The organism is Roseburia sp. AF12-17LB, assembly GCF_003479605.1.
Taxonomy (GTDB): Bacteria; Bacillota; Clostridia; order Lachnospirales; family Lachnospiraceae; genus Roseburia_C; species Roseburia_C amylophila.
This window is the reverse complement of sequence record NZ_QUHR01000002.1, coordinates 117086-140049: the sequence shown is the minus strand read 5'-3', so window position 1 is coordinate 140049 and position 22964 is coordinate 117086. Positions and strand designations below refer to the sequence as shown.

The window sequence follows — 22964 nt, the reverse complement described above, 5'->3', positions numbered from 1 at the left end:
ATTAATTAATCAGATCATCCTCGGAAACAGCATCGCCCTCTAATGCAATGTGATCATAAATGGAGATTCCAAAATCTGTTCCAGCCTTTACAATGGTATATTCTTCATTCTGATACAAAATATCAATCTGCTTGAATACCGCATATCCCTTGTTGACATTGTATACACCCTGAAGTGTGGACTGCGCCTGCACCTCAAAAGTATCGTTGGAATCCGGCTTTTGAATGATACTGCCGGCAGTAATTTCTTCTTCGTCAATATAATAATCCGTTTCGGATTCCTGGAAAATAGCTGTTGCAACGAAATTAACAGCATTGGTCTTATTGTCCCTTACATATAAGCCTAAGGAGTTAGAATCGCCTCCACGGGTAAAATATTCCTTCGGAACAGTATAGAACGCCTTTTCCGTGATAGAAGAATTTGGGATCTTAAGTCCACTCCGCTCTGTCAGCAGTAATTCCACATCGGTAAAACGGTCTCCTGCAAAGCGAACCATGTTATTGTGCAGAGATAATATCACATAATAATCATTCCCCTGGGCTTTTAATTCATAATTCACCCAGCAGCTCGTATTGTCTTTTTTAAATTTGATTTCAATAACATTGCTGTCTGTTAACCGGTCATAGGTTGCTTTCTTGACCGGAAGAATGATATTCCAGTTTTCACTGGTAATCTGCTTATAAATCGGGTCACCTGCAGCAATCGTACTGTTATTTTTAATGGTTGTCTTCTTATAATCCAGCGGCTGAATATCATCTGCCGTAAAATTATCTGTCGTGATATTTTCATAGCCATCGGTATAATAAGCAATCAGCCCCGGAGTCTGGGCATAACTGATATGGAAAGTATCACTTGCCGTTGCCCCGGATGCTGTCAAATCGGATAATGCGCTCATATTTACCGATTCCATGACCTGGGAGCTTACATTTTCTTTAAAATCATATACATGATAAAAAGACAATGAATCATAGGACTGGGTAAACTGTGATACATTGGACTTCAGATTTTTAAAATAATCACTGTCAAGCCCCGTGGTATCTGAAGCAGCTGCAGCAGCCAACTGATTACTGACAGAGCCTGTCTCATCCACAGAACAGATAATATTGTTCCAGCCAGCCTGGGCATTGTCTGCAATGTAATAATTAAAGGTACCACTATAGTCGGAAGTATAAACACTTTCTGACCTTACAATCAATCCGGTATAAGTATTATTCTCGGCAATTGTACCCTGGGTCACTTCATATATTCCAATGTGTTTTTCAGTGAAATAAGAAAATACATAAAAAAGAATATATACAAGAATAATAACAAAAATGACAATCTCTATATTTAAATGAAATGGTTTTCGATACTTTACAATCTTTTTTGTTTCAGCCACAATCGTTCCGCCTTTATAAAGAATAAATAGAAATTGATGTATAATGTCATCCACTTTGCACCATACTACATAGTAAAGGAGGACTTTGGATATGAGTTCAAAAGGATTAGATTATACATTACTAACACTTGTAATCATTGGAGCCATCAACTGGGGACTCATCGGATTCTTCCGATTTGACCTGGTGGCATTTCTGTTTGGTAATATGAGCTGGCTTTCCCGCATTATCTATGCACTTGTCGGAATCAGCGGTCTTTATCTACTTTCTGCCTACGGACGAATCCGCTCTATCGAACAGGCTTAGTAAAAAAGGTGTCTTAAGCATTTTAAGGACTTAAGACACCGCTTTTACTGCCAATTCAGGCATTTTTAAAGTGCTACAACTACTTTTGCTTTTGCACATTCTGGAAGTTTTGAAGCATCCATAGAAATACTTAAAATAAATTTAACTTTATACTTCTCACTGATGACATCAAGTTTTTCAATAGCATGGGTAAATTCTTCGTCCTTCATACCGGAAATCGTAAGAAAACTATCCAGATACATCTCATGTAAATCATGATCAGATGAAACGATACCACATATAAAACCTAAAAACTCATCACAATTGGATATTGGAAAATCTGCAACATTGACAAGTCTGACTTTATTGTCCAGCTCATACATATGTTTCTGGCTCTTATCCAGATATACAATGCTGCCACCGACTGTTTTTACAGCTTCGTTTACCTTATCCAGTAATACTTTTGTCTTTCCTTTACCCTTTTCTCCTGCAATTATTTCAATCATCGCATTTCCTCCCAGACATTATTTTCTTCAATGAAGAACTATATAAGTTCATTATATAATATGTTGCTGCTTTATACAATGCCTAGTTACCACATCCGGCAAGTATTTCATTCATCATAAGATACAGATTGGATTTACAGTCTGCCTTTAATACAATGGATATCACCGGTTGTCCACCGGCATTATCCGTAAGTAACACAAGACAGAATCCTGCGTCCCCGGTGGTTCCTGTCTTACCGCCCACCAGTGTAAATCCATCCGGTAATTTGGATTCACCGGTTTTATACTGATTGGTACTGCTCCAGTCCTGGGTCTTAGCACTGCCATCTGCCGCTGTATAATTGGTGGTATAGGAACTGGTAGAAATCAGCTGGTAAAAGGTCTCGTCCTGTAATGCCTTTTGGAAAATCAGATACAAATCATAAACGGTTGTATAATGATTCTCATCCGGCAGTCCATTTGGATTCATAAAATGAGAACCGGTTGCACCAAGTTGCTGTGCTTCCTGATTCATCAAATCCACAAAAGCTTCTACGGAACCGGAAATATGTTCTGCAATTGCAATGGCTGCATCATTTCCGCTTCGCAGCATCAGACCATAAAGTAAATCCTGTAAAGTCATCTGGTCTCCCGCCTGCAATCCACATTTAGAAGAATCAGATGCCAGATTTACGGCATTGTCACTGATTGTTACCACATCACTGAGATTTCCATATTTGATAGCAAGATAAGCGGTCAGTATCTTTGTTGTACTAGCCGGATACATCCGCTCATATATATTCTGGGCATATGTAATTGTATTAGTTGCCGTGTTAAATACTCCGGCGGCCTCTGCCACACTGTTATGTTCTACGGATTCCTGCCCGATATTTTCAGTTCCGCCAACACATAAATTGGCACCAAAATAAGAGCTGACCGTATCCTCTGCACAGGATAGCACATTTACGCTGCTGCTTTCTCCATATACCGGATAGCCATTCTCTACAACGCTTTTGGCTTTCCCACAACCCGTTACAGATACGAACACACATACAACAAGCAGACCTGCCAGTACACGTTTATTTATACATTTCACGCCACTCAAGGTCTCCTCTGTCTAATGATTTAATCAAAAGCTCTGCAGTAGCAAGATTTGTTGCCAGCGGAATATTGTGTATATCGCATAAACGAACAACACTGTTTACATCCGGCTCATGTGACTTCTGTGATAATGGATCACGCAGGAAAATCACAAGGTCAATCTCGTTATGCTCAATCTGTGCACCAAGCTGCTGTGCACCGCCTAAATGACCTGCGAGATATTTGTGGACATTCAGATTTGCTACTTCCTCAATTAGTCTTCCGGTAGTTCCCGTTGCAAAAAGTTCATTTTTACAAAGAATTCCCCGGTATGCAATACAAAAATTCTGCATAAGCTTTTTCTTCGCGTCGTGTGCAATCAAACCGATATTCATTCGTTTAGTCCCCCTGTCCATATTTTCTAGGCTGAAGCCCTACATTCATTACCAGTCCAATTCCCGCAAACAACGTGACTAACGACGTTAATCCGTAGCTTACAAAAGGAAGTGGAAGTCCGGTATTTGGCATCAAGCCTGTGACAACGCATATATTTACAAAACTCTGGAAACCAATCAATGCAGCAATTCCGCTGGCAATTAACCGGCCTGCCATGTCTTTTGCACGTCTTGCAACCAACAGACATTCTATGGTAATCAGAAACAGTAATACGATAATAATAACACTGCCGATAAAGCCCATCTCTTCACCTACTATAGAAAAAATAAAGTCTGTCTGCGGTTCGGATATAAAATTACCGTTTTTAACGGAAACAATATTCGTATTATTCAGTCCCTTGCCCCAAAGCTGTCCGGAGCCCACTGCCATAATCGAGTTCTGCTGCTGATATGCAATGTTAGGATATTTATCGGGTTCCAGCCAGCCTAAAATACGAAGTGCCTGATTTCCTGTCAAAAGTTTCTGCCCCGGCTGTAATACCAGCGTTAAGACCACAACCAGTGACGGAACTGCCACTGCCAGCACACCCATTACTATTTTATAACTTAATCCGGCAATAAACAAGAGGGATGCAAAAATTAATGCTGTAACAATTGTGGTAGAAAGATCCGGCTCCTTAAAAATCAGAAGAAGCGGTACGGCTGCCAATACCAGCGAGCAAAACAGCGTCCGGATATTATTCAGTTTATCTTTATTTTTGCTTAGATAATAGGCAAAAAACAAAACTAACAGGATTTTGCCTAATTCGGAAGGCTGAAAGCGGATTCCAAGCTTCAGCCAGCGGCGCGCGCCTTTTGTCTCTTCTCCAATGACAAAGATAGCTGCCAATAAAGCCACATTAACAAAATAGAATATCCAACTGAATTTCAATATAAAATTGTAATCAATCAGCGATATACCAACCATTACAATCAGACCTAAGATTAATCCTGCAATCTGCTTATTCTGTACGGAAGGCTTTGCACTGCCAACTACCATAATTCCAATGATGGTCAGTGCCACCACATAAAATATCAGTCGGAAACGGTAGTCTCTTAAGCGGTATTGTTTTAACATAAATCACTACTTCCAATCTGAAGTCTGTTATTTTCCGGAATGCTTCAAATCCTTAATCGGAATATTTGCAAACAATGCCGGAACAGCTCCGTTGTTACCATCTGATTCGGTCTGGGTAATCTGAATATCAAGCCCTTCCGCATCAATTTCCATATACTTTGATATTACCTGGATAATATCGTTTTTGATATTTTCCATTACATCCGGTGAGCAGTCAGCACGGTCTGAAATCAACAATAATTTCAGACGGTCTTTCGCTACATTACCGGAATTCTTTTTCTTGAAAAAATCCATGAATCCCATAATTATTATCCCCCTAGTTTTTCTTAAATAAACTTACGAATTTAGACCATACGCCATTTTTAGACTCTAAGTCAAGAAGCGGTACTTCTTCTCCCATGATACGTTTACAGATATTTAAATATGCCTGTCCTGCAAGGCTGTCAGAGCCTACTAACGGCTCACCCTGGTTGGTTGAGATTACAATCTGTTCGTCATCCGGAACTGCACCGATTAAATCGATAGCAAGAATCTCATGAACATCTTCAATGGACATCATATCGCCACGTTTTACCATATCCATACGCAGTCGATTTACGATTAACTCGATTTTCTTAATCTCATTTGCCTCTAAAAGACCAATGATACGGTCTGCATCACGGATTGCAGATACCTCCGGTGTGGTAACAACCAGTGCACGGTCTGCTCCTGCAATTGCATTTTTAAATCCCTGCTCGATTCCAGCCGGGCAGTCTAATAATATGTAATCAAATTCTTCTCTTAATTCTTCTACTAATTTCTGCATCTGCTCCGGTGTAACAGAGGTTTTATCTCTGGTCTGGGCAGACGGTAATAAGAAAAGGTTCGGATATTTCTTATCTTTGATTAATGCCTGTTTGATTCTGCAGTTGCCTTCTACAACATCTACCAGATTGTATACAATACGGTTCTCAAGACCCATAACTACATCAAGGTTACGTAATCCGATATCGGTATCAATCAATACTACTTTTTTATTTAACTGTGCAAGACCGGTTCCTACATTTGCAGTAGTTGTTGTCTTACCAACACCGCCTTTTCCTGATGTAATAACAATTACTTCGCTCATGATTTATTCTTCCTCCTAAATCTTATATATTCATTAATAATCCACTTGTAATCGGTTCGATTAGTATGGAATCATCCATAACAACAGCTACCTGCGGTTCTAAAGTCTTCCGCCGGTTCTTAATGGCACTCAGTGGTCCGCGGTCAGAGCTTCTTCCAATTACATTACCTATTTTAATCTGTACCGGGTCCATATCAAGGGCAGCTACAAAGGTATGCTCATCTCCTGCCGCTCCAGCATAGGCATTGCCACGAAGCGAGCCTAATACTACAATATTTCCTTTTGCAATAATTTTTGCACCTGGGTTCACATCGCCAAGTACAACAATGCTTGTCTTGCATTCGATGACCTGTCCACTTCGCAGTGTTCCCTTATAGAATTCACCGGTTCTTCCAGACTGGCTTTCATCAAATTCCTGAATCTTTCGGGCACAGATTTCATCCCGCAGGGAATTATTATCTAAAATACATACCACATCAATGCTGGTATTTCGACTGATCAAATCAACGATTGCAAGTTCTTCTTCCTGACTTAATTCCCTGCCCTCAAAAGACAAGGCAATTCTGGCATTTTTAAAGAATTTGTCGGATTCTTTAAATTTATGAAGTATCTCGTCTAATAGCTCCTGAAATGGAATTCTATCATCTAAAATCAGATTGATTCCATGGGGATTACTCTTTAAAACAACTGGTTGCGACATATACTTCTTCCCTCCTGACATTTAATCATTAAAGGCATTGGCAGCAGCTCCAACATCTTCTGCCTGACCATCTAACAAGGTAGATGTATCCTCCAAATGGAAATAATATTTATATACTGATGCAGCAAGTTCTGCAGTATTGGCTGATGTATATCCGTATGCAATACGGGTTGCAATGGAAATCTCAGGATCATTATATGGTGCATATCCTACATATAACGCATGGTTTGGTCTGGTTGGTACCTGCTGTGCGGTACCCGTTTTACCGGCAGAATCCACAGTAAGTCCATCAAACTGCTCATGGGTTTCTACCACCATCTTCATACCGGAATGAATGGCATCCCAGGTACTCTCTGAAATGTTGTCTATTGTGTTTTTAACGGTCGGTTCATAGGTTTCTAATACGTTACCATCGGAATCTGTAACCTGTTTTAACAGGGTATAATTATATACGGTTCCACTGTTTGCAACTGCGGTTACATAACGGGATAACTGTACCGTAGTAAAACTGTTGTTACTCTGTCCGATTGCAGAAGTAATCGGGAACTCTGTGGTCTGCTTCGGTTTACTTTCTGCAATTTCAATTCCGGTTTTAGAATCAAGACCATACATGGATGAGTATTTATTAATCATTTCCACACCATGGTCTTCATTATAAGTTCCATTTACCATACTTAAATCGTAACCAACTTTATAAAAGAAATAGTTACAGGAATCTCTTAATGCCTCTGAAACATTGATGGAACCGTGACTGCTTGGATAAATCCAACATTTTGGTCCATTTGCCACTTCTTCAAACTGTCCTTTATCCAAAATAGTTGTACCAGGTGAAATAATACCCTCAGTAAGTCCTGCTGTTGCAGTAACCATCTTAAAGGTAGAACCAGGTGCCGTCGTCTGCTGTGTTGCATTATTATAGAACGGATTTGATAAATCCTGATACAGCAAATTATAATAATTACTGTCTACTGTATTTGCCAGACGGTTGGTATCATAGCCCGGATAAGTAACACAGGCTAACAGTTCGCCGGTCTTTACATCTGTAATGACACAGGAGCCGGAACAAGGATCCAGTGCAAGCTGTGCCGGTGTGATTTCAAGATTCTTCACCTTTTCTTTTATAAAATTAAAGGCACTGATGCTGCCGGACTGTAACCCACTTACTGCCGTGTCATCATAGTTTAACACTTTTTGGTCAAAAAGTGCAAGACAAAGCTGCGTTCCATTAATCAGGTCATTGTGAATCATGTACTTATACATAATCTTTGAAAATCCCTTATCTGATGCCAGTTCTTCTACAATATAGCTGACCAGTGCATCATAGATTTCGGAAGAATCAGAATACTTCTCGTCTACGGAAAACTTCGTGATATCAATCCATTTCTGGCTGATAGCATAATTTAAATATTCATTTACACTGATTTTATTACCTGCATAATTTTTATAAGTTTCATCCGATTTGTCAATGGAATCTGTAAGCAAAATTTTATTATTGACCAGCATTTTCGGAATATAGGTCATATAATCCTGCATTTCCTCCGGCAACTCATCCACTGGAGTTGCTGCTGAACTGCTAAGGCTGCTTTCCACCTGGGATAATACCGTTTGCTGTTTACTTCCAAAGGCACTGAAAATCTGTTTTTCCACATCGGAAGCATCTTCAGCACTAAAGTGGTTTAAATCCAATACATTATTATTAATCAATGCAAAATACACATCATCAATTGGAATCAGAATATCGGACGCTGTTCCGGCTGCGGTATTATATTCTTTGATATTCACAATTTTAGAATATAAAATTCCGGCAATTTCCTGTTCCAAAAGATTATAAACCGCTTCCTGCAAATCTTTATCAATAGAAAGGTAAACATCATTTCCAGCCTGTGGCTCAATCCGCTCGGTTGTCTCCATTACTTTTCCAAGGCTGTCTACATAAACGGTTTCACTGCCCTTTTTACCCTGCAGTGTTTCGTCCATAACCTGCTCAATTCCGGATTTTCCAATGACATCATTTAAAGAATACTCATCATTATCAGCAGATAATTCATCATATTCTTCCTGGGAAATCTTTCCGGTATATCCGATAATATGGGAAAAATACTCGCTGTCTACATATTTTCGGATGGTATCTTCCGAGATATCCACACCCTGCAATGCATTCATATTTTCTGTAATATATGCTACGGTTTCATCACTAACATTTTGGGCAATGGTTGTGGAAATATATTTCTGATAGCTGTTTTCTGCAATGGCACAACGCAATACCACAATCCGGTATAAGTCTTCTCTGGCATAATCATCTTCCGATAAATCATAGCCATTTTTGTCACTGGATCTGCAAAGATAATCCATTACCTGCTTTGGGGTTGCTTCTGCTTCGTTATATTTCAGCTTCTTATTATAGACTAAATCATCTGCAGAAGAATGTCCATAAGTGTCAGCAAGGAAACGCTTTAATGTGGTTCCCTCTACCGTATAATAATAGTTCCCGTCATCATCCAGTCCGATTTCAAAATCATTTTCAATGACATCGCCGTTTTTATCCAGCTCTTTGATAATATTGTAAAGTTCTGTATTAAGAGCCTCATTCTTTTCTGAAGTCTTGTCATAAGAACCGTTATCCTCAATGGTTACGCTGTTTGCCAGTTCGTTGTAGGCTAAAAGATTACCATTACGGTCATAAATATTGCCACGGGAACCATTTAAGATACGTGGTTTCTGGATTTTTAAACTGTAATTATCCTGATACTCTTCACCTTTGATAATCTGAAGGTAAAATAGTCTGCCTATCAGAGTCGATGACAAAAGAATCATGACAACGCAGAGTACAAATATTCTTGATTTTGCAACTTTATGAAGTATTTCTTTCAGTGTATCAAACAAATTTCGCTGCACTCCTTTTTTCAATACGCTCTAACCGCTGGTTAATTTTCAAAATAATGAAATATAAAACTACAGAAATCAAAAGCGTGTATACAAGTTCCGGTATGATAATGTGTAACATATAATATCCAATTGCAAACTGCTTGCGGAATAAAAACCGGAAAAAGTAGATAAACAGATTATAAGATAAATCACTTCCGGCAATCAAAAGCATTGGAAGCTTAATATCGTCCGGGTAAAACATCTTCTTAAAGCATCCGTTTAAGAAGCCTGCATACATATATAAAAGGGCATAAAATCCAATCATCTCCCCAAAAAAGATATCTATCAGCAGTCCACTGAAGAAACCGATAAATATCCCTTCTTTTCTTCCGCGCATAAATCCAAAAGATGCACAGACCACAATCAAAAGATTCGGGGAAATAGACGCAAAGGATAACGCCTTAAATAATGTGCTTTGCAATAAAAAGCATACAATAATAATTAATGTAACGGTGATTTTTCTTCTCATCAATCAGACCCCGTTTCCTTTTTGTCAAGTATAACCAAAACCTGCTGAAGATGTTCAAAGTCAACTGCCGGAGTAATGGTTCCTGATTTGGTCAGGTGGTTGGAATCTTCCGAAATACTGCTGACATATCCAACCAGAATGCCCTGCAGATATTTGTCACTGACATTGGAGGTTACAATCTGATCTCCTATCTGAACCTTGTTCTCACTGTCGTTTAATCCGGAGAACTCGATTACCTGGTCTTCATTCATACTCTGAAGATTACCATTTATGATACAGTTATCTGACGTATTTAATATCATGCCGTATACCTTGGCAGAATCATCAATCACAGAACGCACCTTTGCATAATGTGGTCCCACATCAATAACAATTCCTACCAGTCCGTTTCCGGCAATGACATTCATATCTACTTCAATTCCATCTTTGGAGCCTTTGTCAATGGTGAAGATGGAAAACCAGTTGCCCGGATCCTTTCCGATAACATTTGCTCCGGTTTTCTTGTAATCCGAATACTGCTGGTCTAAAGCTAACAGTTCCCTTAAATTATCCAGTTCATACTGTTCTAATTTAAGGGTGTTTAATTCGTTGGTCAGTTCTTCTACCTGTCCCTTCAACTGTTCGTTTTCTTCCATGACGTCATTCAGATTTTTTAAATTATCTGCCTTGTCAGAAAGCCATGTACCAGCATAATTGATTCCCTTCTGCATTGGTTCAAAAATTGCACCGGCAATCGAATTCAACGGTCCGCCACCAAGATTCAATGAAAAACTGACATACATTGCCAGAATACATAATGCGGTCATGGACAATAATATATACTTTGTTGGAATTTGATGTTTTGGTCTACGTCTCATTTTATGCCTCTATTTATATATTTTGGACTTCATACTGAATCCTAAATGTTTATATTTTTCATCTGAAACAATCTTATTCAATCCGCGAACTGCACATTCTTCCGGATTCTCGCATGAATTTACCTTTATATTGGTAATCTCAGTAAATAATTTATCCAGATTATGTATTTTAGAACCGCCACCGGTAATATAAATACCGGAATGAATAATATCTTTTGCAAGTTCAGGCGGAGTCTTCTCCAAAATCATTTTAATAGAGTTACAGATAGAATTAAGATTATCCTTAATTGCAGCATAAATGACTTCTGCAGTAATCTCCATCTCAATCGGCAGACCACTGACTACGTCACGGCCAACTATAACCATACTCTTTTCCATGCCAGGTGTACCGGAACCAAGTTCTTCTTTTAAAGTCTTAGCAGTTTTGCGCCCGATCACAAGATTAAAGTTCTTTTTGATATAACTGCTGATGGAGTCATCAATGCGGTTCCCACCAAAATGCAGTAAGTCACTTAATACAAGTCCACCCAGGGAAATTACTGAAATTTCTGTGGTATCTGCTCCGATATCTACAATCATGGCTCCGGTCGGCTCATTGACATCAAGTCCCAAACCAACAGCATCAGCCAATGGCTTCTCACATAAAAGGACAGACTTCGGTTTCATTTTGCTCTTATAAAAGATATCAAAGAAAGCTTTTTTCTCAACTTCCGTAATATCTGTTGGTACCGCAACGATAAATTCTGCACCACGGGTCTTGCCCTTTGCGTGTTTTTCTAAAAATTCCTGTATCATGGTCTGCATATTATTAAAATCTGCAATAACACCACAGATAATCGGAAAAGAAACCTGAATCTGCTCCGGTGCCTTCTCATACATTGCATACGCTGCATCGCCATAAGCATACATCTGATTCTTATTTATGATGGCAATCGTATTTTTTTCATTTAGTATTTTCCCAGTTGCCTTGCAATATACCTTCATATTAGAGGTTCCAAGATCAATTCCATAAATGTTATTCGACATTTCTTTCTCCCTCCGGAAATCATAGCATTTCCTGTTCTTTAAAACTAAAATATTTTTTATCACCAATAATAATATGATCAGCAAGCTCAATTCCAAGAAGCCTGCCGCCTTCTACTATCTTTCTGGTAACTTCAATGTCCTGCCTGCTTGGTAGCGGATTTCCGCTGGGATGATTATGCACTAAAATCACATGTACTGCATGATATTCAAATGCTTTCAAGAAAATCTCCCTCGGGGAAATCAGTGAGGCATTTACTGTGCCAATTGAAAGAATGGAATCTGCAATCAGATGACACTTCGTATCAAACATGCAAAGCATCAGATGTTCTTTTTCTTCATGCCGAAGCTGCTCCATATAATAGTCTGCTACGGAAAAAGCATTCTGCATTACAACTGCCTGCTGGCGTCCGGTCTGTGCAATCCGTTTTGAAAGCTCTGCAATACACTTTAACTGGATTGCTTTTACTTTCCCGATACCCGGAACCTCCTGTAATTCCTTAAGACTCATCTGATAAAGCCCTAAAAGATTTCCGGTGCGTTTGCTCAATACTTGCTTTGCTACTTCTGTTGAAGAACTTCCATTTGTGCCACAGCGGATAATTACCGCTAAAAGCTCTGCATCCGATAGGGATGCCGCTCCGGATTTCAAGCACTTTTCATAGGGCTGTTCGGAGACTGGCAGATTTTTTGCCGTCATATTATAACCTCTTTCTACTCTCACCGGTAACCCATTTCTTCCAAAAAGGCATATACTTTATATTAACACATCATATCTTCATTAACAAGTTTCTGTTCATAAAGTTTTTGTAAAGACATCAGGATTCCAAGTTTTGCATGATACCAGGTCAGTCCACCCTGAAAATATACGGCATACGGCTCTCTTAACGGACCATCGGCACTTAATTCAATGGAGGAACCCTGTACAAATGCCCCGGCAGCCATAATGACATCACTGTCATAGCCCGGCATTGCCCATGGCTCCGGTGTTACATAGCTGTCCACCGGCGCTGCAGCCTGAATTCCTTTGCAGAATGCAATCAGACCTTCCGGGCTGTTTAAGGTAACTGCCTGAATAATATCGTGACGGCTCTCTGTACCATTCGGTACAACGGCAAAGCCCAGTCTTTCGTAGATATTTGCAGCAAAAATTGCACCCTTTAATGCACCTGCTGTAACTACCGGTGCCTGAAACAGTCCCTGATAAAAAGAAGAAATTACATTTAAGGAAGCACCCACTTCTTTGCCGAGTCCCGGAGAAGTCAGGCGGTATGCTGCATTTTCCACACATTCTTTTTTGCCGACAATATAGCCGCCGATTGGTGCCAGTCCGCCCCCCGGATTCTTAATCAAGGAACCTACAATCATGTCTGCTCCTACATCCAGCGGCTCTCTTTCTTCTACAAATTCACCATAGCAGTTATCTACCATACAGATAACGTCCGGTTTTATGGATTTGATAAAGGAAATCAGTTCTCCAATCCGCTCTACAGATAAGGTAGGTCTTGTCTGGTATCCCTTGGAACGCTGAATGGTCACAAGATGTGTTTTTTCATTGATTGCTTTTTTGATATTCTCATAATCAAAGCTGCCATCGGAAAGTAAATCTACCTGGCGGTAAGTAATGCCATATTCTGCCAGTGAGCCTTTGGATGGTCGGATACCGATAACTTCCTCTAAGGTATCGTACGGTTTTCCTACCGGTGATAATAATTCGTCCCCCGGTCTTAAATTTGACATCAATGCCAGTGCCAGTGCATGGGTTCCACAGGTAATCTGCGGACGAACCAGAGCATCTTCTCCATGGAAACAGCTTGCGTATACTTTTTCCAGTGTATCTCTTCCCAGATCGTTATATCCATATCCATTGGACATGGCAAAGCATTCTGCGGAAACTCTGTTTTTCTGCATGGCATCAATTACTTTCATCTGATTATATTCTGCTGTTGCATCAATTGCTGCAAAACGTTCTTTTAATTCATCCTCTATCTTTTTTCCAAAACGATATACTTCTTTGCTGATACCCATTTCTTCATATTTCTTTTCAATCATTTCTTCTCTCATCATTTTCCTCGTCTTTCCGGCTGCAATTTCTTTCTAAATTACAGCAAGTCTATCATATAATGTTCTCTTTCTTTTTGTATGAATAAAAACTTAAGAAATAATAGCTTTTTCCTTAAGTATCTTTATCATGTATGCAAGAATTGCCTCATTTTTATAATCGAACTCATTTTTGTTAAGCCAGATGACATCCCGTTCCCGTTTAAACCATGTAATCTGCCGTTTGGCGAAATGTCTTGTTTCCCGCTTGATAATATAAACTGCTTCTTCCAAAGAATAACCGCCATCAAGATAGGATAACATTTCTTTATAGCCAATTCCCTGCATTGCCACCATATCTTTGGTGCAGCCCATTTCCTTTAAGCGGCGGACTTCTGCTTCCAGTCCATCTTCTATCATTTTATCTACTCTGGCATCGATTCTTTTGTATAAGTGGCTGCGCTCATCATTTAATACAAAATAGGCAAAATTATAAGGTGAAGTCCGCATCTGCTCTTTTGCATTATGCTCAGAAATCTTTCTACCGGTCTCCTGATAGAATTCCAACGCACGGATGACGCGTTTTCTGTTATTCGGATGGATGGCTTCGGCAGATTCCGGGTCCACTTCCCTTAACCGGTCATGAAGATACTGGTTGCCATGTTCTTCTGCCAGCGCTTCCAACTCTTTCCGGTATGCACTGTCACTTTCCTGTTCCGTAAAATCAATATCATTTAACAGAGCCTGAATATAAAATCCGGTGCCGCCGGCAATAATCGGAATCTTTCCGTGGGCATAAATTTCGTTTAAATATTTTTTCGCATATTCCTGAAATTTTACCACATGGAATTCCTCGAAAGGCTCCAATTCATCCATCAGATAATGACGTACACCATCCATTTCTTCCGGTGTGATTTTTGCAGAGCCCACATCCATATATTTATACACCTGCATGGAATCGGCGGAGATAATCTCTCCGCCAATGGCCTTTGCAAGCTGAATGGATAATTCTGTTTTTCCTACTGCAGTAGGACCTGTCAATACTACAATTGGTTTTTTCATCATATCATCCTACACAATCCGCTTGAACTTTTTCTCAATTTCATATTTTGACATGGCAATAATCGTTGGTCTTCCATGTGGACAGTTATATGGATTATCAAGCTTCATCAAATCCTTCATAAGCTGTTCCATTTCCGGCAGGCTCAGTCTCTGACTTCCTTTCACTGCAGCTTTGCAGGACATGGATGCAATCTTATCTAAAATAACATCCGCAGTTGCCCGCTCGGATATGCCATCAGTAAGCTCATCTAACATTTCAATCAATACATCCCTGGTATTCAGCCGGTAAAGATTACCCGGCACTCCACAGATACTGTATTCTGCACCACCAAAGTGCTCAATTTCGAAACCAAGCTTCGTAAATTGTTCTTTGAATCGCTCCAGTACTTCTGCCTCACGCATGGATAATGTTATGACAATCGGCGGGCTGATAGCCTGAGAAGTAAACTCTTTCTTCTCAAACTGCTTTTTTAATTTTTCATACATGACTTTTTCATGGGCAGCATGCTGGTCTACAATAAACAGTCTGTCATTATATTCTACCAGCCAGTAGGTATCAAAAAGCTGTCCGATAATCTTCTGCTTTGCCATCTCCTCTTCTTTTAAGAAAGAACCCTGTTCATAGCTTCCTTCCGGCTTTGCTCCATAGGTTTCTTCCTCACGGATGACATAGGCTTCCTTTGCCAGTTCTTTTTCCGTTTCTTTTTTCGATTGTTCCGGAAGCGGCTCTTTCTGAATCCGTTCTTCCGTCATATCTTCCGGTGGCATTGATTTTATCGTATCAAGAAGCTTTTCCTGTGCCGCAGAGCTGACTGACCCGGTTCCCATTGGTCTGCTGACAGGATATTTTATTTCGTAAGGACTGTCTTTTCGTACTGCCTTCCGGATTTCTTCCAAACGTTTCTGCTCAAATGGCTCTGGCATTACCTTCTCTATCTTAGGAACTTCCATCTCGTTTTTTTTTGGTGTATCCACCGGAACTTCCGGTATAATATCACGGTGCACTAGCGCTGCCGATAAAATACTCTGCACTTCCCGGTACAGCTCCTGCTGGTTGGAAAAGCGAAGTTCCATCTTAGTGGGATGCACATTTACATCCAAAAGACTGCTGTCAATCTCAAAATAAAGTACCGTAAAGGGATACTGATGCTGCATCAGAAACGGTTTAAAGGCATCCTCTATAGCTTTGGATAAAATCTGGCTCCGGATAAATCTGCCATTGACAAAATATAATTCGTAGCCCCGGTTTCCTCTGGAAATCATCGGCTTTCCAATAAATCCACTGACTTTAAAAAGCTCGCTTTCATGTGCAATCGGAAGCAGCGCTTTTGTAATATCCCTTCCGTATAAATGGTAGATAATATCCTTGATATTTCCATTTCCGGATGACTGCAGTTTTACCTGATTATTCATAATAAATTTGAAAGCTACGTCTGGATGGGATAAAATCATCCGCTGCATCAGTTCATGAATATAGGTGCCTTCTGTCTGGGCGGATTTTAAGAATTTCTTTCTTGCCGGTGTATTATAAAAAAGATTCCGTACAATAAAAGTGGTTCCATCCGGCGCACCGATTTCTTCTAAAGAGACTTCCTTTGAGCCTTCAATGAGATAACGGGATCCGGTAAAATCACCGTTCGTCTTTGTAATGAGTTCCACCTGACTTACTGCTGCGATACTTGATAATGCTTCACCTCGGAACCCTAAGGATGTAACGGTAAACAAATCTTCTACGGATTTAATCTTACTGGTGGAATGACGCAAAAATGCCAAAGGAATCTGTTCCCTTTCGATTCCGCAACCATTGTCCGAAATACGGATAAAGGATATTCCACCTTCTTTGATTTCAACCGTTACTGCACTGGAACCTGCATCTATCGCATTTTCCACTAACTCCTTTACCACCGAGCTTGGTCGTTCGATGACTTCTCCTGCCGCAATTTTATCAATTGTTTCCTGACTTAACAGTGCAATCTGTGGCATAACGCCATCCACCTCCTTTACCATCTGTTTTTCACTTTATTCTGTAATTCGTATAACTTATTCATTGCTTCGATTGGTGTCATCTGACCCAAATCCAGTTCTTTTAATTCGTTTAATATCGTATCGTTGTCCATGGTATCAAGCAGTGAAATCTGTTCTAAATCCACCTCGTCCAACTTCGGTTTGCTGCGTTTGCTGCTTCCCTCCGCACTGATATTCTGAACAATTTCCGTAATATCATTATTACTTAATTCTTCTACAATTTCTTTGGCACGCTCAATGACATTATCCGGCACTCCCGCAAGCTTTGCTACCTGGATACCGTAACTCTTATCAGCTCCGCCTTTTACAATCTTGCGCAGGAAAACGATATCATCACCCTTTTCTTTTACTGCAATGCAGTAGTTATTTACGCTGTTTAATTTGCCTTCCAGCTCCGTCAGTTCATGATAATGGGTTGCAAATAATGTCTTTGCGCCAAGAAGCCTTGGATTACTGATATGCTCTACCACTGCCCAGGCAATACTCAATCCATCAAAGGTACTGGTTCCACGTCCGATTTCATCTAAAATCAAAAGACTGTTGGAAGTGGCATTCCGTAATATGTTTGCCACTTCTGACATTTCAACCATAAAGGTACTCTGTCCGCTGGCGAGGTCATCAGAAGCCCCTACTCTGGTAAAAATACGGTCTACAATTCCAATTTTGGCTGATTTTGCCGGAACAAAGCTTCCGATTTGAGCCATCAGTACAATCAACGCACTCTGTCGCATATAGGTGGACTTTCCTGCCATATTCGGACCGGTAATAATGGACACACGGTTGCTGCCATTATCAAGATAAGTATCATTTGCCACAAACATTTCATTCTGAATCATCCGTTCTACTACCGGATGTCTGCCATCTTTGATGTCGATAAGACCTTTTTCGTTTAATTTCGGACGGCAGTAATTATTCTGTTCCGCTACCGTTGCAAGAGATGCAAATACATCAATCTGCGCCACTGCTTTGGCGGTCTTCTGGATACGGACCACTTCATCCGCCACCTTCTGGCGGACTTCCCGGAACAGTTCATATTCTAAGACAATCAGCTTGTCTTCCGCACCTAGGATAACATCCTCTAATTCTTTTAATTCCGGTGTAATAAAACGCTCAGCATTTGCCAGAGTCTGCTTTCTGGTGAAATAGTCCGGCACCATGTCTTTAAAGGAATTGGTTACTTCAAGATAATAGCCAAATACTTTGTTATATTTGATTTTCAGATTCTTGATTCCGGTTTTCTCCCGCTCTTTTGCCTCCAAATCAGCAAGCCAGCTCTTTCCATCTGTCTTGGCTTTCCGCAGGCGGTCCACCTCTTCGTTATAGCCCTCTTTTAAGATGCCGCCGTCATGAAGGGTAAGTGGCGGTTCTTCCGCAATGGAGCGTTCGATTAATTCGTATAATTCATCCAACGTATCCAGCTGCTCATATAAACGTTTTAAAAGTGGTGACTGAAAATCACTCATCAGTGTCTTAATCGGTGGCAGCATATGTATGGAATTGCGAAATGCAATCAAGTCCCTTGGATTTGCGGTCTGATAAGTAACACGGGTAATCAACCGTTCCAGATCATAGACCGGATTTAAATATTCCCGGATTTCTTCTCTTGTGATGGCATTGGTATTAAATTCGTCAATGGCATCATAACGTTCTTCTATTTCCGTACGCTCAATTAATGGCTGTTCCACAAAGCTTCTTAAGGTTCTTGCTCCCATGGCTGTCCTGGTCTTATCCAATACCCAAAGGAGAGAACCACGCTTTTGCTTTTCCCGGAGGGTTTCAACCAGCTCTAAGTTTCGTCTGGTAGAACTGTCAATAATCATGAATTTTCCGGTGGTATACGGATGAATTGCCACCAGATTGGAAAGGGTTGTTTTCTGTGTCTCGTAAAGGTATTTTAATAATGCACCGGCTGCAACGACGCCGCTGTCATAATCTGCAAGACCAAGTCCTTCTAAATCCCTGACTTTAAAATGATCCTTTAAAGTCATCTGTGCTGTCTCATCAGAAAAATACCATGCATCCAGAGAATAAATTACGATTCCCATACGGTTTTTCATATCATCGATATCAATTCCGCTGATATAAAATGCTTCATTACAGATGATTTCTGTCGGCTGGTATTTATTGACTTCGTCCAATAATTTCCGTTCCGAATCCACTTCTGTCACATAGTAATCTCCGGTGGTAATATCTGCAGAAGAAATACCATAATGGTCACCGATATATGCGATACACATGATATAATTATTTTTCGTTTCATCCAGTGCCTGTGCATTTAAGGTAGTTCCCGGCGTTACAACTCTTGTTACTTCACGCTTTACCATTCCCTTGGCAAGCTTCGGGTCTTCCACCTGCTCACAGATAGCAACCTTATAACCTTTTTTCACCAGTCTGGTCAGATAAGTTTCTGCTGCATGATATGGGATTCCGCACATGGGTGCCCGTTCCTCTGCACCACAGCTCTTTCCGGTTAAGGTAAGCTCTAATTCTTTTGATACAACCTTTGCATCATCAAAAAACATTTCATAAAAGTCACCCAGACGGTAAAACAAAATACAGTCCTTGTATTCTTCATGTGTTTTTAAATAATGCTGCATCATTGGTGTATATTCCGTCAATGTTCTGTATCTCCTTTTCTGTTTCAAAACACCTGTTGTTTTAATCTATTTTAAGTCTTGCATATTTTCCTGCAATTGCTTCCGCTACTTTCAATCCGTCCATGGCTGCTGACATAATACCGCCGGCATAACCGGCACCTTCTCCGCAAGGGTAAATGCCTGCAATATTACTTTCAAAGGATTCATCCCTTGTAATCCGCACCGGAGAGGAAGTTCGACTCTCCACACCGGATAAAATGGCATCCTCCCTGTTATAGTCCGGAATGTATTTCGGAAAGAGCTCCATTCCTGCTTGAAAAGATGCTGCTAATTCTTTTGGAAAAATTTCCCTGAGATTTGCAAATGTATGTGCACCCTTTGTGGTACTTTCAAAAGCCCCATATCCTGTGGATATGCGATTCTCTTTAAAATCTCCGTAAAGCTGCTGCGGAATTGCTCCGTTTCCAATGCAATAGGCATTTTTTTCCAATTTCCGCTGAAACTCAATTCCAGCTAACGGTCCATCCCCTTCAAAATCATCCGGTCGAACCGATATGATAATGGCACTGTTGGCATTCTGCCCGGCTCTTGCATGATAGCTCATGCCATTGACTGCCAGCATACCTTCCTCCGAAGAAGCATTTACGACATAACCACCCGGACACATACAGAAAGAATATACCCCGCGGTGATTCTCAAGATTTGCGGTCAGCTTATAGGATGCAGCAGGCAGCAGGGCATTTTTATGTCCGTTATACTGGCATGCATCAATCATCGCCTGCGGATGCTCTACACGAAATCCCACCGCAAATGCTTTGGCTTCCATCATAAGTCCCGCTTCCTGTAACATTGGGAAAGTATCTCTGGCGGAATGTCCGATTGCCAGCACCAGAACGTCTGTTGCTACTTCCTTTTCTCCGTTAATCCGGATGGCTTCTACTTTATCTTTCTTCCCATTCAGCGTAATGTCTGTAAGCTGGCTGAAAAAGCAGTAAGTTCCACCCATTCTTTCAATTTCCAGCCGGATGTTTTTTACGACTGTTTTTAAAATATCAGTTCCGATATGAGGCTTATTTATATATAAAATTTCTTCCGGAGCGCCCATTTTCACAAAGATTTCTAACACTTCCCGGTTTCTTCCTGCCACATCTTTTACCAGCGTATTTAATTTCCCATCGGAAAAAGTACCTGCTCCGCCTTCGCCAAACTGTACATTCGTCTTTGGATTTAAGATGCCGTCCTTCCAGAACCGTTCTACTTCAGCAGTCCTCTCTTCCACACTGCTTCCACGCTCCAAAATAATTGGACAATAGCCATGCTTTGCCAGTTCATAGGCACAGAACATTCCTGCCGGACCGCTTCCTACAATAACCGGTCTGTGGGACAGCTGTTTCTCTCCGGCATCCGGGAAATGATAATGTATATCCTTTGCTTTACTGATATTGGAATTTTTATTCTTATGTAAAATCATAGCTTCCTGCTTCAATTCCACATCCACTGTGTATACAAAGGAAAGTTCATTTTTTCTTCTTGCATCAATGGATTGCTTTCGAATCTGATAACGGATCAGATCCTTTTCATTTTTTAGATGAAGTGTTTTGATAATCTGTCTTCTTAACATCTCTTCCGAATGTTCAATCGGAAGCTTTAACTGATTTACTCGTATCATGATAACTCCCTTGCCACATGTATCCCGGCTACTGCGCCGCTGCTCCATGCCCATTGCAAATTATAACCACCGCAGATTCCGTCAATATCCACCATTTCTCCGGCAAAATAAAGTCCCGGACAAAGCTTTGACTCCATGGTTTCTGCATCTATTTCATCAGTGTCTACGCCACCGGCAGTCACCTGTGCCGTATCAAAGGTATTCCAGTCAGTAATATCCACCCGGAGTCCCTGCACTGTATCTATAAATCTCTCTAATTCTTCTGTCTGCAGCCGGTTCGCATATTTTGCAGCTTTTATATGTGACTCTTCTAATAATACCGGAATTAATTTTTCCGGAAAAAAGCCGATTAAGGCTTCCCCGATGTGTTTTTCATCTGCTTTCTTAAATCTTTCCTTGAAATAGGTTAAGCACTGTTCTTTCTCCCAGAATGGCACAAAATTAAGTGTCGCATAGACTTTTTTCTGTTCTGATAACGCTCTTGTGGCAACTCTTGAAAGCTGAAATACCGGAATGCCGGATATTCCATAATTCGTGAGCTGTAATTCCCCCCGTTCGCTGCATGCATGCGTGCTTTCTATGTATAAATCGACCTTTACATCTGCACGAATTCCTGCAATATCAGCAAAAAATGACTGTTTTCCCTTCAATCCGATAAGCCCAGGTACTAAATCTATGATATGATGTCCCAGACTTTCAAGATATAGGAAACCGCTTCCGTCACTGCCACTTTTCTTTAAGGTCTTACCACCGGTTGCCATTATGCATTTTGTTGCATAAAAATCACCGCCCTTGGTATGAAAAGTGAAGCCCTTTGCGGTCTTTTCTATGCCTTTTATGCCACAGCCACAGACCACTCCAACATTCTGTTTCTTTAATTCCATCAGCAACACATCCCTGATTGCAGTTGCCTGCTCGCTCTGAGGATAATATCCGCCGTTACGCTCCTTTGGATATATGCCAAGTTCTTTAAAGAACTGCAGTGTCTCTTCCAGTCCAAACTGCTCAAATACAGGTGCAACAAAAGCAGGGTTCTGTCCGTAATATTTGTCCACACCCTGCACTTTATTTGTATAATTACATTTACCGTTTCCGGTTGCTAAAATCTTCTTACCAGGTACTTCGTTGTGCTCTAAAATAAGAACTTTTGCACCGTTTCGTGCCGCCATAATGGCTGCCACCAATCCGGCAGCACCTCCACCGACTACAACGACACCTATGCGTTCTGTATGCTTACTCATGCCAGTTATTTACTCTTCTCTCTATTTCTTTTGGACTGCTATGCAATCAGACCTATTCAGCCTTTTAGATTGTATCATAACAGTCTGAAACAATCAACTTTTTAACTGGAATAGCTTTCTAAGAAACGGTATAAATCTTCCAGTGTATCAAAGGTTTTCCCATTGCTGATTTCTTTTTTCAATTCTTCTGGCAGTCCCTGATACGCAATTCCAGTATACATGTATAAGGCATCCTCTTCGCCGAAATAGACATTCAAGTACCCGTCCTCTTCCCGGATAACAAATGCTTTTTTATTCTGAATGTTTGCACTTTCCACGCTATCCTCGAATTGCTCCGTCTCAGCTTCCTGAATCTTTATTATTTTTTCCTGTTCTTTTTCATTCAGTTTCAGATAATACTGTCTTCCACCAATCCATGCAGAGATAGATAATACCAGTGCTCCAAGGAAAAAAGTGCGCATACGTTTTGTGTTTTTCATATTCATCACCACAAACAGTATGCGCAGGTTT

21 protein-coding genes are annotated in these 22964 nt (G+C 40.5%); 1 reads left to right on the top strand and 20 read right to left on the bottom strand.

Features of this window, described 5'->3' with window-relative positions; genetic code table 11:
• Nucleotide 1: 1 nt before the first annotated feature.
• Entirely contained in the window at nt 2-1378 is a 1377-nt protein-coding gene (locus DWV68_RS03240) for an HlyD family efflux transporter periplasmic adaptor subunit (RefSeq protein WP_118057456.1), read from the bottom strand.
• Nucleotides 1379-1469: 91 nt separating this feature from the next.
• On the opposite strand from DWV68_RS03240, the gene DWV68_RS03235 reads away from it, so the two are divergent.
• The gene (locus tag DWV68_RS03235; protein WP_022243817.1) at nt 1470-1682 is read left to right on the top strand and encodes a DUF378 domain-containing protein; all 213 of its coding nucleotides are present in this window, start codon (nt 1470-1472) and stop codon (nt 1680-1682) included.
• A 65-nt stretch (nt 1683-1747) separates the two neighbouring features.
• On the opposite strand, the gene DWV68_RS03230 is transcribed toward DWV68_RS03235, so the two are convergent.
• From DWV68_RS03230 to DWV68_RS03140, 19 genes are all read right to left on the bottom strand, one after another.
• Nucleotides 1748-2167 carry a twitching motility protein PilT gene (locus DWV68_RS03230; RefSeq protein ID WP_117698372.1) on the bottom strand — a complete coding sequence of 140 codons (420 nt, stop codon included), beginning with the start codon at nt 2165-2167 and terminating at the stop codon, nt 1748-1750.
• An 82-nt stretch (nt 2168-2249) separates the two neighbouring features.
• Entirely contained in the window at nt 2250-3242 is a 993-nt protein-coding gene (locus DWV68_RS03225; protein WP_118057455.1) for a D-alanyl-D-alanine carboxypeptidase family protein, read from the bottom strand.
• Nucleotides 3226-3621: a methylglyoxal synthase gene (locus tag DWV68_RS03220; protein WP_022243814.1), complete on the bottom strand. Its 396-nt coding sequence runs from the start codon at nt 3619-3621 to the stop codon at nt 3226-3228. Before DWV68_RS03220 ends, DWV68_RS03225 begins: the two co-directional genes overlap by 17 nt.
• 4 nt (nt 3622-3625) lie before the next feature.
• Entirely contained in the window at nt 3626-4738 is a 1113-nt protein-coding gene (locus tag DWV68_RS03215) for an FtsW/RodA/SpoVE family cell cycle protein (protein WP_118057454.1), read from the bottom strand.
• 27 nt (nt 4739-4765) lie between these two features.
• A complete protein-coding gene (minE, locus tag DWV68_RS03210) occupies nt 4766-5041 on the bottom strand; it encodes a cell division topological specificity factor MinE (protein WP_117698374.1) in 276 nt (91 codons plus the stop codon).
• 13 nt (nt 5042-5054) lie between these two features.
• On the bottom strand, nt 5055-5846 hold the full coding sequence (gene minD, locus DWV68_RS03205) for a septum site-determining protein MinD (protein WP_022243811.1): 792 nt from the start codon (nt 5844-5846) through the stop codon (nt 5055-5057).
• 22 nt (nt 5847-5868) lie between these two features.
• Nucleotides 5869-6546: a septum site-determining protein MinC gene (gene minC, locus DWV68_RS03200; protein ID WP_022243810.1), complete on the bottom strand. Its 678-nt coding sequence runs from the start codon at nt 6544-6546 to the stop codon at nt 5869-5871.
• Nucleotides 6547-6567: 21 nt separating this feature from the next.
• On the bottom strand, nt 6568-9429 hold the full coding sequence (locus DWV68_RS03195) for a penicillin-binding transpeptidase domain-containing protein (protein WP_118057453.1): 2862 nt from the start codon (nt 9427-9429) through the stop codon (nt 6568-6570).
• Nucleotides 9422-9940, bottom strand: coding sequence for a rod shape-determining protein MreD (gene mreD / locus DWV68_RS03190; RefSeq protein WP_022243808.1), 519 nt, complete (start codon nt 9938-9940; stop codon nt 9422-9424). Before mreD ends, DWV68_RS03195 begins: the two co-directional genes overlap by 8 nt.
• Entirely contained in the window at nt 9940-10797 is an 858-nt protein-coding gene (mreC, locus tag DWV68_RS03185) for a rod shape-determining protein MreC (protein ID WP_118057452.1), read from the bottom strand. Before mreC ends, mreD begins: the two co-directional genes overlap by 1 nt.
• Before the next feature lie 9 nt (nt 10798-10806).
• On the bottom strand, nt 10807-11823 hold the full coding sequence (locus DWV68_RS03180) for a rod shape-determining protein (protein WP_022243806.1): 1017 nt from the start codon (nt 11821-11823) through the stop codon (nt 10807-10809).
• Between the two features lie 19 nt (nt 11824-11842).
• A complete protein-coding gene (gene radC, locus DWV68_RS03175) occupies nt 11843-12520 on the bottom strand; it encodes a RadC family protein (RefSeq protein WP_118057451.1) in 678 nt (225 codons plus the stop codon).
• Nucleotides 12521-12582: 62 nt separating this feature from the next.
• A complete protein-coding gene (locus tag DWV68_RS03170; RefSeq protein WP_117841050.1) occupies nt 12583-13884 on the bottom strand; it encodes a methionine gamma-lyase family protein in 1302 nt (433 codons plus the stop codon).
• A 90-nt stretch (nt 13885-13974) separates the two neighbouring features.
• Nucleotides 13975-14925 carry a tRNA (adenosine(37)-N6)-dimethylallyltransferase MiaA gene (gene miaA, locus DWV68_RS03165; RefSeq protein ID WP_118665034.1) on the bottom strand — a complete coding sequence of 317 codons (951 nt, stop codon included), beginning with the start codon at nt 14923-14925 and terminating at the stop codon, nt 13975-13977.
• Between the two features lie 6 nt (nt 14926-14931).
• Nucleotides 14932-16905: a DNA mismatch repair endonuclease MutL gene (mutL, locus tag DWV68_RS03160; RefSeq protein ID WP_117698418.1), complete on the bottom strand. Its 1974-nt coding sequence runs from the start codon at nt 16903-16905 to the stop codon at nt 14932-14934.
• Between the two features lie 17 nt (nt 16906-16922).
• The gene (gene mutS, locus DWV68_RS03155) at nt 16923-19547 is read right to left on the bottom strand and encodes a DNA mismatch repair protein MutS (RefSeq protein ID WP_117841248.1); all 2625 of its coding nucleotides are present in this window, start codon (nt 19545-19547) and stop codon (nt 16923-16925) included.
• A 58-nt stretch (nt 19548-19605) separates the two neighbouring features.
• Nucleotides 19606-21213 (bottom strand): NAD(P)/FAD-dependent oxidoreductase, encoded by a 1608-nt coding sequence (locus DWV68_RS03150; RefSeq protein WP_118057450.1) that lies wholly within the window; start codon nt 21211-21213, stop codon nt 19606-19608.
• Nucleotides 21210-22454, bottom strand: coding sequence for an NAD(P)/FAD-dependent oxidoreductase (locus tag DWV68_RS03145; protein WP_118057449.1), 1245 nt, complete (start codon nt 22452-22454; stop codon nt 21210-21212). Before DWV68_RS03145 ends, DWV68_RS03150 begins: the two co-directional genes overlap by 4 nt.
• 101 nt (nt 22455-22555) lie before the next feature.
• On the bottom strand, nt 22556-22933 hold the full coding sequence (locus DWV68_RS03140; protein ID WP_117698382.1) for a hypothetical protein: 378 nt from the start codon (nt 22931-22933) through the stop codon (nt 22556-22558).
• Nucleotides 22934-22964: the final 31 nt, after the last annotated feature.

Excerpts from the sequence above, each read along its gene's own strand:
- DWV68_RS03145 (WP_118057449.1), bottom strand. The coding sequence starts at position 22,454 with ATGAGTAAGCATACAGAACGCATAGGTGTCGTTGTAGTCGGTGGAGGT.
- DWV68_RS03140 (WP_117698382.1), bottom strand. The coding sequence starts at position 22,933 with ATGAAAAACACAAAACGTATGCGCACTTTTTTCCTTGGAGCACTGGTA.
- DWV68_RS03150 (WP_118057450.1), bottom strand. The coding sequence starts at position 21,213 with ATGATACGAGTAAATCAGTTAAAGCTTCCGATTGAACATTCGGAAGAG.
- DWV68_RS03215 (WP_118057454.1), bottom strand. The coding sequence starts at position 4,738 with ATGTTAAAACAATACCGCTTAAGAGACTACCGTTTCCGACTGATATTT.
- mreC (WP_118057452.1), bottom strand. The coding sequence starts at position 10,797 with ATGAGACGTAGACCAAAACATCAAATTCCAACAAAGTATATATTATTG.
- minE (WP_117698374.1), bottom strand. The coding sequence starts at position 5,041 with ATGGGATTCATGGATTTTTTCAAGAAAAAGAATTCCGGTAATGTAGCG.
- minC (WP_022243810.1), bottom strand. The coding sequence starts at position 6,546 with ATGTCGCAACCAGTTGTTTTAAAGAGTAATCCCCATGGAATCAATCTG.
- DWV68_RS03235 (WP_022243817.1), top strand. The coding sequence starts at position 1,470 with ATGAGTTCAAAAGGATTAGATTATACATTACTAACACTTGTAATCATT.
- miaA (WP_118665034.1), bottom strand. The coding sequence starts at position 14,925 with ATGATGAAAAAACCAATTGTAGTATTGACAGGTCCTACTGCAGTAGGA.
- minD (WP_022243811.1), bottom strand. The coding sequence starts at position 5,846 with ATGAGCGAAGTAATTGTTATTACATCAGGAAAAGGCGGTGTTGGTAAG.
- mutL (WP_117698418.1), bottom strand. The coding sequence starts at position 16,905 with ATGCCACAGATTGCACTGTTAAGTCAGGAAACAATTGATAAAATTGCG.
- mutS (WP_117841248.1), bottom strand. The coding sequence starts at position 19,547 with ATGATGCAGCATTATTTAAAAACACATGAAGAATACAAGGACTGTATT.
- DWV68_RS03180 (WP_022243806.1), bottom strand. The coding sequence starts at position 11,823 with ATGTCGAATAACATTTATGGAATTGATCTTGGAACCTCTAATATGAAG.
- DWV68_RS03230 (WP_117698372.1), bottom strand. The coding sequence starts at position 2,167 with ATGATTGAAATAATTGCAGGAGAAAAGGGTAAAGGAAAGACAAAAGTA.
- DWV68_RS03220 (WP_022243814.1), bottom strand. The coding sequence starts at position 3,621 with ATGAATATCGGTTTGATTGCACACGACGCGAAGAAAAAGCTTATGCAG.
- radC (WP_118057451.1), bottom strand. The coding sequence starts at position 12,520 with ATGACGGCAAAAAATCTGCCAGTCTCCGAACAGCCCTATGAAAAGTGC.
- mreD (WP_022243808.1), bottom strand. The coding sequence starts at position 9,940 with ATGAGAAGAAAAATCACCGTTACATTAATTATTATTGTATGCTTTTTA.
- DWV68_RS03170 (WP_117841050.1), bottom strand. The coding sequence starts at position 13,884 with ATGAGAGAAGAAATGATTGAAAAGAAATATGAAGAAATGGGTATCAGC.